Genomic DNA, 11,416 nt, shown 5'->3' with positions numbered 1-11,416 from the left:
ATGATCGATGCGAGAGGGAATACCGGCATGAAGACGGTCGCGGCACTGACGGAACGCCTGCTGGAACTGCATGGCCGGACAGCCGAGACGCCGCTGTTCAACCCGGTGTTCCAGCTCTCGCTCGACCTGTCCCGCCTGCTGGAAGGTGGCGGGATGACGCTGGACGAGTGCGAGGTGCTGGTCGGGGAACTGGAATGTTCCGCGTTGCTTGGCCGTGCCGAGCGGCTGCGGCGGCTGGTGGCGCCGGTTGCCGTGGCGGAGAACGACCGCGCGCTGGGTGCCGGGCTGGAAGCGACGGACTTCGGCGCCTTCCGCCAGGAGTGGGAGCGGCCGCAGCTCCACGCCGTGTTCACCGCGCATCCGACCTTCCTGCTCGCACCGGCACAAGCGCGCGCGGTGGCGGAGGCAGCCAGCCAGGACGGCGCGATCGGACAGGACAGCTGTGTCGCCCCGGCTACGCGAAAGGCAGTGACGCTCGCCTTCGAACATGACGAGGCGATGGCCGCGATGGCACGGGGGCAGGATGCCCGCGACGCGATCACCGCCCGCCTGCTGACCCATGCGCAGGAATGCTGGCCCGACGAATGGGCCCGGTTCCAACCGATCCCGTTCCGGTTCGCCACCTGGGTCGGTTACGACATGGACGGGCGGACGGACATCACCTGGTCCGCCTCCATCGGCTTCCGCCTGGCGGAGAAGGCGCAGCGGCTCGCCCGCTATCGCGATCAGCTGGCAGCGATCGATGGAGCCCATCCGCTGCTGGCGGAACTGGGGCCGGCTGCTGATTATGCCGCCGCGCGGGCGGTTGACTTCGCCGGCGACCTCGGTGATCCGGCCGCCTTGTCCGTAGCGGCGAACCGGCTGACCGCGGCCGACCCCCGCAAACTGCTGTCGCTTGCCACCTATATCGACCGACTGGAGGCAGAAGCGGCGGAGGTCGGCGGCGGGCGGGCCGTCCAGCTGAAGGTACTGGCCGCAGCCATGCGGGCTGACGGCCTCGGCATGGGGTGGATCCATTTCCGGGTTAACGCCAAGCAACTGCACAATGGCCTGCGCCGGCGGCTGGACCCCGATGGCCAGCTGGACCTCAGCAGCAAGGGCGCGATCGTCCATCTACGCCGCGCCCTAGCGGAGGTGCAGCCGCTGCGCGCCAATTTCGCCTCGCTTGCCATCGAGAGCAGCACGGCCATCCGCCAGTTCCTGGCCATGGCGCAGATCCTGCATCACATCGATGCCGACGCGCCGATCCGCATGCTGGTGGCGGAATGCGAGGAGCCGGCGACCGTGCTGGCCGCGCTCTATTTCGCCAAGTTGTTCGGGATCGCCGACCGGGTCGACGTGTCGCCGCTGTTCGAGACGGAGAACGCGCTGGAGCATGGCGGCCGCCTGCTGGACGCCCTGCTGGCGGAGGAGGAATACCGCGCCTACGCCCGGAAGCGCGGCCGGGTGGCAATCCAGACCGGCTTTTCCGATGCGGGCCGCTTCGTCGGGCAGGTGCCCGCGAGCCTGGCGATCGAGCGGCTGCAGGGGCGGCTGGCGGCGGCGATGGCTGCCAACGGCCTGACCGACGTGGCCGCTTTGGTGTTCGACACCCATGGCGAGAGCATGGGCCGCGGCGCCCACCCGGCAAGCCTGGCCGACCGGCTGAGCTGGCCGCTGAGCAATTGGGCGCGTGATCGCTTCACCGATGCAGGGATCGTGCTGGAGCCGGAGGTCAGCTTCCAGGGTGGCGACGGCTACCTGTTCTTTGCCACGCCCGAACTCGCGCTGGCGACGCTGACCCGCATCGCGGAGGCGCGGCCCAGGACCGGCGATCCCGAGGCGGCGGAGGACCCGTTCTACCAGCGGACGGACCTGTCGCTCGATTTCTATCGCGCGGTGCGCGATCATCAGCACGGCCATCTGGAAAGCCGGACCTACGCCCGTGCGGTCACCGCCTTCGGCCTGGGCCTGCTCAATTCCACCGGCAGCCGCGTCAGCCGGCGGCAGAGCGACATCACCGCGGATCGCGAGATGTCACTGCGGCAGATCCGCGCCATTCCCCACAATGCCATCCTGCAGCAGTTGGGCTACCCGGTGAACGTCATCGCCGGGATCGGCAGTGCGGCCGATGGCGGCAGTGCCGACCTGGTCGAGCTGCTGGCCGACAGCGCGCGCGGGCAGCAGATCCTGCGGCTGGTGCGGAGTGCCAACGCACTGGCGAGCATCAAGACGGTGGCCGCCTATGGCGAGCTGTTTAATTCCGCCTATTGGGCCAGCCGACCCTATCGCGGGATGGAGGACCATCTGATGGGGCCATGCGCGGCGCTGGCCGAGTATCTGGTCAAGGACGACCGGGTCGGTGTCTTCCGCCGCCTCGCCAGCCGGCTGCGGGCGGACGCATTGAAGCTGCACCAGTTGATGAGCCAGTTGCCGGGTGCCGACAAGGCGGCGGACGGCAATGCCTACCGCGAAGAGACGCGGCGGGCGATCGGCGCGCTGCAGGCGCTGCGGCTGGCGCTGTTCCAGCACATGTTCCTGCGGGTCATGTCGATCCCGGCCTTCAGCCGGGCCAACGATGTCAGCCGGGAGGACGTGCTGGAGATGGTGTTCACCCTGCGGGTGGACGATGCACTGGCGCAGTTGCGCCGCGCCTTCCCCACCAGCTTCCCCAAGCCGGCCGACTTCGCCCTGAGCGAACCGGCCGATTACCCGGAGGGCGGCGATGCCGGCTATGCCAGCATCGGGCGCGACTTCATCGAGCCGATCGACCGGGCATACCAGCTGTCACTGCGCATCGGCACCGCGATCGCCAACCATTTCGGCGCGCATGGTTAACGGAAGTTGACACTAAGTTGACACCTCCCACGACCGCTCCTCCCAAGAGAGGCGGATGCGGTCGGCGGTGGTGGTGCGGCGGTGCATGCGGTCGCTTGGGCCACAGCGCTGGGGCTGTAGGAAAGCGGTTTGTTTGGCCGACTTCACCCGCCGCGCGGCGGTTCCGGCGTGAACAGCCAGCCGTCCGGCAGCGCACGGGCCAGCACACCGGCGACATTGCCGCCGCTGCCGCCTTCCAGCAGGTCGAGCAGGCGAGCGGCATCGCCGCCGCGCGGCGCGTGGCTCAGCAAGGCAAGCGCACGTGTGACGATGGCCAGCCGGATCGCGCGCGGAGCATGCGGCAGGTAGCGCAGGGCGGAACCCTGCTGCTTCACCTGTTCCGCCCACTCCCGATCGGCCGCCCAGGCGAGCGCTTCCGCCCCATCGGCGAGGTGGGCGGCGCTGGCGGCGAGGGCTGCGGGGTCGAGCCAGTCGGCTTGTTCAAGCGCCTGGCGGACACGAACCCGGTCGAACCGGATGTCGGAATTGCTGGGATCGTTCACTGCCGTCAAGCCATGGGCGCGGACCAGCGCGGCCAGGTCCCGGCGGCGAAAGCCAAGCAGCGGGCGGAGCAGCGGAAGGTCGCTGCCCGGCACCTTGCCGCGGGCACGCACGCCCGACAGACCGGCCGTGCCGCTCCCCCGGTTGAGGCGCATCAGCAGGGTTTCGGCCTGATCGTCGGCATGGTGCGCGGTCAGCAAGGCGCCAAGGCCATGATCTGACGCCCATGCACCCAACGCGGCATATCGGGCATCGCGGGCGCGCGCCTGCAGATTGCCCGCATCGGGCCTGACGGAGAGGATGGTGCAGGGAATGGCACGGGCGGCGCAGACATCCGCGACCATCGCGCATTCGGCGGCGGCGGCGGGGCGCAGGCCGTGATCCACCGTGGCCACGGCGAAGCCGCCGGGGCGCACCGCCTGAGCGAGCAGCAACAGCGCCAGTGAATCGGCCCCGCCGCTGACCGCCAGGCCGATCCGCCCGGCGGTGGGCTGCAGCCGGGCCAGGCTGGCGGCGAAGCGTGCCGCCAGCGCCGGATCAGTTGCTGCAGCGGACCCGGCTGCGGTTGCGTTCATATTGCTCCCTCAACCGCCCGGTGGCGACCGCCGGATATTCGTCGCCGAACTGCGCCAGCGCGATGCATGCGCGGTTGGTGTCGTTGATGGCGATCATCGATTCGGCGAGATACAGCAGGCTGTCGGGCGCGCGGTCCGCTTGCTTGTTCGACTGATAGTTCTCGAAGAAATGCGTTGCCGCCTCGCGAGGTTGGCCATTGTCGAGATAGGCCCGGCCGAGCAGGTTACGGCCCCAGCTGGTGCGCGCATGGCTGGGGTAACGCTGCAGGAACAGCGCCAGTTGCTGCTGTGCCTCCGGGAAGAAGCCTGCCTGCCACAAGCGGAAGCCGTAGCTGTATTCATCGTCACCTGCATCGTCGGTCTGCGGCTTGGCGACGGCCTGCACCGCGGCAACCCGTTCCGGGCTGGGGGCGGCGCTGCGGGTCTGCGCGGCGGGTGCGCTTGGCGTGGTGGTGCCGGACGTCGGCGTCGATGCGGCAGGCGAGCCTGCGGACGTGGTTGGGGCCGGCACAACGCCGACGGGTGCGGCGCCGATGGGCGCGGCGGTGGCGCCGGTGGTCTCAAGCTGGCCGAGCCGCTCTTCCATCTGCGTGAGCTGGTAGCTCAGCTCCTCGCTGCGGGCGGTGACGCGGGCCATCTGGCTTTCGACCGCATCCAGCCGCGCCAGGATGTCGGTCACCGCGCCGCCGCTGGGTGCGGCGACGGGGGCGGGCGTACCCTGCGGCGGGGCGGAGGTATCGACCTCCGGCGTGAAATAGCGGCCATCGCCACCGGGGAACACGGCGCGCTGCACCGCGCGCAGCTCGCTTTCGATACGACGCAGGCGGGCTTCCGAATTGTCCTGAGCCTGCGCGCCGGCCGGCACCAGCGCAGTGCCGAGCAGGGCCAGACCCACAAGTGCCCGTATGCGGCTGTTCATCGCCAAGACGTCAATCCTTCTCTTGCATGGGAGCCGCGTCCACTACGGCGAACGGGCGGAACGATGCCTGAACGGCCGCGATCATTGCACCGGCTGTGCCGGGCGCGGCGGCACGGCGGAGGGAACGAAGCCGGGCGCGGGGGACGCTGGCGGAGTTGCCGCTGGCGTCGGTGTCGGCTGGTTGCGGGCGAGCAGCGCCTCTGCGGTAACCGGCACGTCCTTCATGATCATGTCGTCATCCGCCAGCCGGGGCACCTCGCGCCCGCCGATCGTGATGCGCAGCGCATCGGGCCGCCCGGTCCACAGCAGCGGGCCCTGCGCGTCGGCCGGAACCTGGTACTGCTCGTTCATGGCCATCTGCTTCTGCATGAGCTGGCGGCCGGTGGAATCGTAGAACTTGACCCACACGCCATCCACGGTCGCGGTGAACACGACCGGGCCCGCGGGTGCGCCGGCCGGCTGGCCGGGGGCGCGGCCGGCCTGCTGCCGGGCCAGCGCCGCCTGCCGGGCAGCCTGTTCCTGCTGCTGCTGTTCGACCAGGCTGGGCAGTTCCGCCGCCGGCGCGAAGAGCGGACGCATGATGAAGAACCCGGCGAGGAGCAGCAGGACCACCGCGGCCAACGCCAGCCAGACCAGACCGCGACTGGGCACGCGGGCAGGGTCGCCCGGTTCGAACGAGGCGCTGCCATCCTGTTCGCGCGCGTCGGTCATCTCGGCGCGGACGCGATCGGCGGTCACATCGGGATCGAGGCCGAGCACCTTGGCATAGGACCGGGCGAAGCCGGTGGCGTAGGTGCGGCCGGGCAGGGTGTGGAAGGCGCCGCTTTCCAGTGTCACCAGGTGCCGCTGCGGAATGCGGGTGTCGGCCGCCACCTGTTCCAGCGAGAGGCCCCGCGCCTCGCGCGCGGCGCGCAGTTCAGCCCCGATGCCGTGGGTGCCGCCGGTTGCCTGATCGAAGTCGCTCATCCCAAATCCGGCACGTTCTGCCGGTCCCTGTTGCTGCCCGCGTCGGTGGCAAGTGCCGGGTGGAAGGGGGGCAAGTCAAGCGCAGCCTCCCGATGGTTAACAGGAGCGCGAATGTCCCCCGTCCTCAATCCACGTCGATCCCGCGGTCTTCCGCCCAGCGGGTCATCACCTCTCGCAGGTTCGGCGGGGGCGAGGCCAGCCAGCCGGTCATCGCCGCCTCCGCCTCCCGCAGGTCGACGCGGCGGACCAGTTCCTTGATCGGGCCGACCGCTGCCGGGGTGATCGACAGGCGGCGAATGCCGAGACCGAGCAGCGCCAGAGCCTCCAGTCGGCGACCGCCCATCTCCCCGCAGACGCCGAGCCGCACGTCATGGCCCCGGCAACCATCCGCCACGCGCTTCAAGAAGCGCAGGATCGCCGGGCTCAGCCAATCGTACCGTTCGGCGAGCCGCGGGTCGGAGCGGTCGGCGGCGAACAGGAACTGGGTCAGGTCGTTGGTGCCGATCGACACGAAGCCGAGGCGCGGCAGCAGCGTGTCCAGCATCTCCGCCAAGGCGGGCACTTCCAGCATGACGCCATACTTGATCTCGTCAGGCAATTGGTGCCGATGGCGGCGAAAGTGATCGATCTGCCCTTCGAACACGGCGCGGGCCGCCTCGAACTCCCATGGTTCGCTGACCATGGGGAACATGACGTGGAGCGAACGTCCGGCGGCGGCTTCCAGCAGGGCGCGGGCCTGGACCTTCAGCAGACCGTCCCGTTCCAGCGCGAGGCGCAGCGCGCGCCAGCCCATCGCGGGGTTCTCCTCGGCCGCGCGGTCCGCGCTGCGGAGGTAGGGCAGGACCTTGTCGCCGCCGATGTCAACCGTGCGGAAGATCACCCGGCGATTGCCGGCCGCCTCCAGCACGTCGCGGTACAGGCGGGTCTGCCGGTCGCGCGAGGGCAGCGTGTCGGCGACCATGAACTGGAATTCGGTACGGAACAGGCCGATGCCGTCGGCACCGGTCAATGACAGCATGGGCATGTCATCGACCAGCCCGGCATTCATCATCACCTCGATCCGCTGGCCATCGCGGCTGAACGGTTCGACGTCGCGCAGCGCGGCGTAGGCGGCCTGCTTCTCCCGACTGCGGGCGAGGCGTGCCTCGAACGTCTCGATCGCGGCACTGTTGGGGCGGATGACCAGTTGCGCGCGATCGCCGTCCAGCAGCAGCTGGTCCCCGTCGCGCACCAGCGCCCGGGCATTGGTGACGCGGCCGATGACCGGCACGCCCATCGCCCGCGCGACGATCACGACATGCGCCGTGAGGGAGCCTTCTTCCAGCACCACGCCCTTCAGCCGGCGCTTGTCATATTCCAGCAGTTCGGCGGGGCCGAGGTTCTTGGCGATCAGGATCGTGTCCTGCCGAAGCCCGGTGCGCGCGGCGGTGCCGAGCTGGCCGGACACGATGCGCAGGAGGCGGTTGGCGAGATCCTCCAGATCATGCATCCGTTCCGCCAGCAGGGGATCGCGGATTTCGCGCATGCGCTGCCGCGTGCGCTGCTGGACGCGCTCGATCGCCGCCTCCGCCGTCAGGCCGGCGTCGATCGCCTCGTTGATGCGCCTGCTCCAGCCTTCGTCATAGGCGAACATCTTGTACGTCTCGAGAACGTGCCAGTGCTCCTCCCCCGCGCCGAATTCAGCATGGGTGGCCATCTGGTCGATCTGCTCGCGCATCTTGTCGAACGCATGGTAGACGCGCTGCCGCTCCGCCTCAGTATCCTCCGCCACGGTCTGTTCGATGACGATGCGCGGCTGGTGGAACACGGCCTGCCCACAGCCGAGGCCCTTCACCAGTTGCAGGCCGGTCAGCACCTCCTGCCCGCTCTGCGCGGCGGAGCGGCCGCCGATGCTCTCCTCGTCCACCAGCCCGGCATTGGTGATGAGTTCGGCGAGGACCATAGCGACGGTCTGCAGCGCCTCGATCTCCACCTCCTCGTACCGGCGGGGCTCGACATGCTGGACGGTCAGCACGCCGACGGCGCGTTCGCGGCGGACAATGGGCACCCCAGCGAAGGAGTGGAACTTCTCCTCCCCCGTCTCGGGCACGTACTGGAATTCGGGATGGGTTGCCGCTTCCGCCAGGTTCAGCGTCTGCATGTTCTGCGCGATGGTGCCGGTCAGGCCGGCGCCTATGCCGAGGCGGGTGACATGCACGGCGCTCTGGTTCAGGCCGCGGGTGGCGAACAGTTCCAGCATGCCTTCGCGCAGCAGGTAGATCGAGCAGACCTCGCTATCGAGCGAATCGCCGATGATGTCGACGACCTGGTTCAGCTTGCCCTGCGCGTGCAGCCGCGAGGCCATGAGTTCGTGCAGCCGGGTGAGGATCGTGCGGGCAGCGGCGGCGGCGGTCATCGTGGGAATGGACGTAACCGATTCGCAAGGCATTGCAAATGATGCGGGGACCTGCCGGTCCGGGAGCGCTGCGCCGGTGGCGTTGCTGCATGTTCGGGGGAGGGGGTGCCCCCCGCGATTGCGCCGGACCGGTTCGTTCGACCGGGTAGGGGCGCCATCGCGGAAGGCGGTGTGCCTTTCAGTGTGACGGTGTGCCGGTCAGGAATGCGCGATGGCTTCCTTGATCTTCAGCTTCTGCCGCTTCAGCGTCTGGATCATCGCGCTGTCAGGTACGGGGCGGTTCATCTCTGCGTGGAGCTGCTGCTCCAACCCGTCATGCTTGGCCTGCAATGCGACGACATGCGAAGATTCCATAGGGGTCTCCTTTCGCTGTTGTGGCGCCGACTCACGACGGACCCGTCGAAAGCCGCGCGATTGTCATCAAAACACAATAATCGTAGGGCCGCAAACGTCCCATGCGGCAGAACGAGCCACGACCGGGATGGGCATGACGGGCGCAATGAAGGGCTGGCGGTGAACGAAGAGGAGCTGGAACGGCGGCTGGTCGCGCTGAAGGTCGAGCACCGTGACCTCGACGCGGCCATCGCGGCGCTGGGCAGCACGGGCGGGGACCAGCTGCAGGTGGCGCGGCTGAAGCGCAAGAAGCTGCAATTGCGGGACCAGATCGCCATCATCGAAGATTACCTGACGCCCGACATCATCGCCTGATGGCGTTGCCCGCCAAGCCGTGGCCGGTCGGCATGGCCGAGCAGGTGGAGCCGCTGGTGCGGCGCGTGCTGGCGCCCAACGGCAGCGCCTGGACCTATACCGGTACACAGACCTTCCTGGTCGGCGACCATCGCGGGCTGGCGGTGATCGATCCCGGTCCGGACGATCCGGATCACCTTGCCGCGCTGGTGCGGATCATCGGCGGGGCGCCGGTCACCGCGATCTGTTGCACGCATACCCATCGCGACCACTCGCCCGCCGCCGCCCCGCTGTCGGAGGCGACAGGCGCACCGGTGATCGGTTGCGCCGCCATTCCGGCGCGCGGCGACGGCGAGGGAACGGATGCGCCGTTCGACACCGATTACACGCCGGATCGCGTGCTGGCCGATGGCGAGATGCTGGCCGGGCCGGGCTGGACGCTGGCCGCCATTGCGACGCCGGGCCATGCCTCCAACCACCTGTGCTACGCGCTGGAGGGGACCGGCGTGGTCTTCACCGGCGACCATGTGATGGGCTGGGCGACCAGCGTGGTGGCGCCGCCCGATGGCGACATGGCCGATTACCTCGCCAGTCTGGAGAAGCTGCACGAACGGGACGACCGCATCTACTACCCCGCGCACGGCCCCGCGGTGACGCGGCCGAAGCAATTGGTGCGCGGCATGATCGGTCACCGGCGGCAACGGGAGGCGCAGATCCTGCGCCTGCTGACCGAGGGGCAGGCCGATCCCGCGTCACTGGTCACGCAGATGTATCGCGGCCTGTCGCCGGCGCTGCAGGGGGCTGCGCGGCAATCGGTGCAAGCGCATCTGATCGATCTGGAACGGCGCGGGCTGGTGATCCGTTCAGGATCATCATGGACCCACGCCCCCTAGATGACACCCGCACCGACACCATCCAGCCCCAAGTGCAGCGCCAGCAATCGCTGGCGCGGGTGCAGGCGGTGCCATGGCTGCTGTTCATCGTCATGCTGGCGGTCGCCGTCTGGCTGGGCTGGCGCGCCTTTGCGCCGCGCGATCTGGGCGATCCGCTGGCGACCAGCCTGGTCGCGTTCGAGAAGCAGAACCGGCTGACGGTCTTTTCCGCCCAGCTTTCTCCTGTGGTGGCGAGCGAGGATAGCCGGCTTTTCGGCGCGCTGCGCAGCCGGCAGGTGGCGGTGATCCCGGCGCGGGTGGATTACTCTCTGGACCTGTCGCAGGTAGATGCCAGCCGGCTGGCGTGGAACGATGCGACCGACACGCTGAGCGTGCAATTGCCGGCCCTGACCGTAGGCCGCCCCAATCTGGACGAGGCGCGTGCGCAATATCTGCGGGAAGGCCTGTGGATCAGCCGCGATGCGCAGGACCAGTTGACCCGCGACAACACGCAACTGGCCGAACAGCAGGCGCGGCAGCAGGCGGCAAACCCGGTGCTGCTGAACCTCGCCCGCAATGCCGCACGCGAGGCGATCCGCCAGAACCTGTCCATCCCGCTGGAGGTTGCAGGGTATGGCGAGGTCAATGTCGAGGTGCGCTTCGACGGGGAGGCCGCGCCGCCGCCGCAGAGATAAAGCAAGCAGGTCTTGCCGCACCCGTTACCTTTCTACTGAACTATGCTATCTGGATTGTCGGACCCGCATCACCGGAGGGGGATGATGCGGGCTGGTCGCGCCTGATCCACTGTTTGTGAGGTTTCGCGATGGCCACCCTTGCCCCGTCCGCGCTGCGGCGCCCCGCCTGGGCGACCGACACCTATTTCTTCCTGGTCATGGCGGTCGCCATGGCCGCGTTCAACGTCGCCGGTTTCTCCCTGTTCGCGGCGATGGGCATCTCTTCCTTCGGTGCGCCGCTGTGGGTGCATGTCCATGCGCTGCTGTTCTTCGGCTGGGTCGTGCTGTTCGTGACGCAGGCCTGGCTGGCGGCGAGCGGCCGGGTGGCGCTGCATCGGCCGCTCGGCTGGCTGGCGCTTGGCTGGGTGGCGGCGATGATCGTGGTCGGTACGTTGACGACCATGTGGAGCGTGCAGCGCGGCTTCGTGCCGTTCTTCTTCACGCCCGCGCAGTTCCTGCTGCTGAACCCGTTGAGCGTGGTGGTGTTTGCCGGGCTCGTCATCGCGGGCTTCGTCCACCGGCGTGACCGGCTGTGGCATCCGCGGCTGATCGTGTGCGGCATGGCGGCGATCATGGGGCCGTCGATCGGCCGCATGCTGCCGATGCCGTTGCTTATCGCCGGTGTCCCCATCCCGTATTTCGCCACGGCAATCGTCGCCGGCACGCTGGTGTTCCCGCTGGTGGGCGCCGGGCGTGACCTGCTGAAGCGGGGCGGCATCCATCCCGCGTGGCTGGTCGGCATGGCGGCGATCGCGGGCATGGAACTGGTGAACATGGCACTGGCCCAGAGCGCGCCTGTCGCAGCCGTCTACGAATGGGCGGTTGCGGGCACGCCGGGGGCGATGCTCGATCCGCATGCCTACGGTCCGCCACCGCCGCCGCCGTGACCGATCACGATGCATTGCCGCCGG

The 11,416-nt window shown here is 69.0% G+C and carries 10 protein-coding genes; 5 read left to right on the top strand and 5 right to left on the bottom strand.

All coding sequences use genetic code 11. The features are described 5' to 3' along the window. The first annotated feature begins 27 nt into the window (after positions 1–27). Entirely contained in the window at positions 28–2,817 is a 2,790-nt protein-coding gene (locus V5740_RS08580) for a phosphoenolpyruvate carboxylase (RefSeq protein WP_347302073.1), read from the top strand. 143 nt (positions 2,818–2,960) lie between these two features. Here V5740_RS08580 and tilS read toward each other — a convergent pair whose 3' ends face one another. From tilS to V5740_RS08555, 5 genes are all read right to left on the bottom strand, one after another. Further along, positions 2,961–3,932 (bottom strand): tRNA lysidine(34) synthetase TilS, encoded by a 972-nt coding sequence (tilS, locus tag V5740_RS08575; protein WP_347302072.1) that lies wholly within the window; start codon positions 3,930–3,932, stop codon positions 2,961–2,963. Continuing rightward, positions 3,895–4,851 carry a tetratricopeptide repeat protein gene (locus tag V5740_RS08570; RefSeq protein WP_347302071.1) on the bottom strand — a complete coding sequence of 319 codons (957 nt, stop codon included), beginning with the start codon at positions 4,849–4,851 and terminating at the stop codon, positions 3,895–3,897. The genes tilS and V5740_RS08570 overlap by 38 nt, the downstream gene beginning before the upstream one ends. Before the next feature lie 81 nt (positions 4,852–4,932). Continuing rightward, the gene (locus tag V5740_RS08565; protein WP_347302070.1) at positions 4,933–5,817 is read right to left on the bottom strand and encodes a helix-turn-helix transcriptional regulator; all 885 of its coding nucleotides are present in this window, start codon (positions 5,815–5,817) and stop codon (positions 4,933–4,935) included. Between the two features lie 124 nt (positions 5,818–5,941). Then, positions 5,942–8,212 carry a phosphoenolpyruvate--protein phosphotransferase gene (ptsP, locus tag V5740_RS08560; protein ID WP_347302069.1) on the bottom strand — a complete coding sequence of 757 codons (2,271 nt, stop codon included), beginning with the start codon at positions 8,210–8,212 and terminating at the stop codon, positions 5,942–5,944. Between the two features lie 198 nt (positions 8,213–8,410). Next, positions 8,411–8,566 carry a DUF465 domain-containing protein gene (locus tag V5740_RS08555; protein ID WP_347302068.1) on the bottom strand — a complete coding sequence of 52 codons (156 nt, stop codon included), beginning with the start codon at positions 8,564–8,566 and terminating at the stop codon, positions 8,411–8,413. A gap of 159 nt (positions 8,567–8,725) precedes the next feature. Here V5740_RS08555 and V5740_RS08550 point away from each other — a divergent pair, with 159 nt between their 5' ends. The 4 genes from V5740_RS08550 (at position 8,726) to V5740_RS08535 (ending at position 11,392) form a co-directional block, all read left to right on the top strand. Then, the gene (locus tag V5740_RS08550; protein WP_347302067.1) at positions 8,726–8,920 is read left to right on the top strand and encodes a DUF465 domain-containing protein; all 195 of its coding nucleotides are present in this window, start codon (positions 8,726–8,728) and stop codon (positions 8,918–8,920) included. Further along, positions 8,920–9,792, top strand: a complete 873-nt coding sequence (locus V5740_RS08545) for an MBL fold metallo-hydrolase (protein ID WP_347302066.1) — start codon at positions 8,920–8,922, stop codon at positions 9,790–9,792. The genes V5740_RS08550 and V5740_RS08545 overlap by 1 nt, the downstream gene beginning before the upstream one ends. Further along, the gene (locus V5740_RS08540) at positions 9,774–10,466 is read left to right on the top strand and encodes a DUF4230 domain-containing protein (RefSeq protein ID WP_347302065.1); all 693 of its coding nucleotides are present in this window, start codon (positions 9,774–9,776) and stop codon (positions 10,464–10,466) included. Before V5740_RS08545 ends, V5740_RS08540 begins: the two co-directional genes overlap by 19 nt. 128 nt (positions 10,467–10,594) lie before the next feature. Next, the gene (locus tag V5740_RS08535) at positions 10,595–11,392 is read left to right on the top strand and encodes a hypothetical protein (protein ID WP_347302064.1); all 798 of its coding nucleotides are present in this window, start codon (positions 10,595–10,597) and stop codon (positions 11,390–11,392) included. The last annotated feature ends 24 nt before the right edge of the window (positions 11,393–11,416 follow it).

Origin of the sequence: Croceibacterium sp. TMG7-5b_MA50 (assembly GCF_039830145.1) — a bacterium.
In the GTDB taxonomy this organism is placed as follows: Bacteria; Pseudomonadota; Alphaproteobacteria; order Sphingomonadales; family Sphingomonadaceae; genus Croceibacterium.
The sequence above is the reverse complement of the archived record's forward strand: the minus strand, read 5'-3'. Positions and strand labels throughout refer to the sequence as shown.

What these genes read in the sequence shown, in the direction of transcription:
- V5740_RS08580 (WP_347302073.1), top strand. Translation starts at nt 28, where the DNA reads ATGAAGACGGTCGCGGCACTGACGGAACGCCTGCTGGAACTGCATGGC.
- tilS (WP_347302072.1), bottom strand. Translation starts at nt 3,932, where the DNA reads ATGAACGCAACCGCAGCCGGGTCCGCTGCAGCAACTGATCCGGCGCTG.
- V5740_RS08570 (WP_347302071.1), bottom strand. Translation starts at nt 4,851, where the DNA reads ATGAACAGCCGCATACGGGCACTTGTGGGTCTGGCCCTGCTCGGCACT.
- V5740_RS08565 (WP_347302070.1), bottom strand. Translation starts at nt 5,817, where the DNA reads ATGAGCGACTTCGATCAGGCAACCGGCGGCACCCACGGCATCGGGGCT.
- ptsP (WP_347302069.1), bottom strand. Translation starts at nt 8,212, where the DNA reads ATGACCGCCGCCGCCGCTGCCCGCACGATCCTCACCCGGCTGCACGAA.
- V5740_RS08555 (WP_347302068.1), bottom strand. Translation starts at nt 8,566, where the DNA reads ATGGAATCTTCGCATGTCGTCGCATTGCAGGCCAAGCATGACGGGTTG.
- V5740_RS08545 (WP_347302066.1), top strand. Translation starts at nt 8,920, where the DNA reads ATGGCGTTGCCCGCCAAGCCGTGGCCGGTCGGCATGGCCGAGCAGGTG.
- V5740_RS08540 (WP_347302065.1), top strand. Translation starts at nt 9,774, where the DNA reads ATGGACCCACGCCCCCTAGATGACACCCGCACCGACACCATCCAGCCC.
- V5740_RS08535 (WP_347302064.1), top strand. Translation starts at nt 10,595, where the DNA reads ATGGCCACCCTTGCCCCGTCCGCGCTGCGGCGCCCCGCCTGGGCGACC.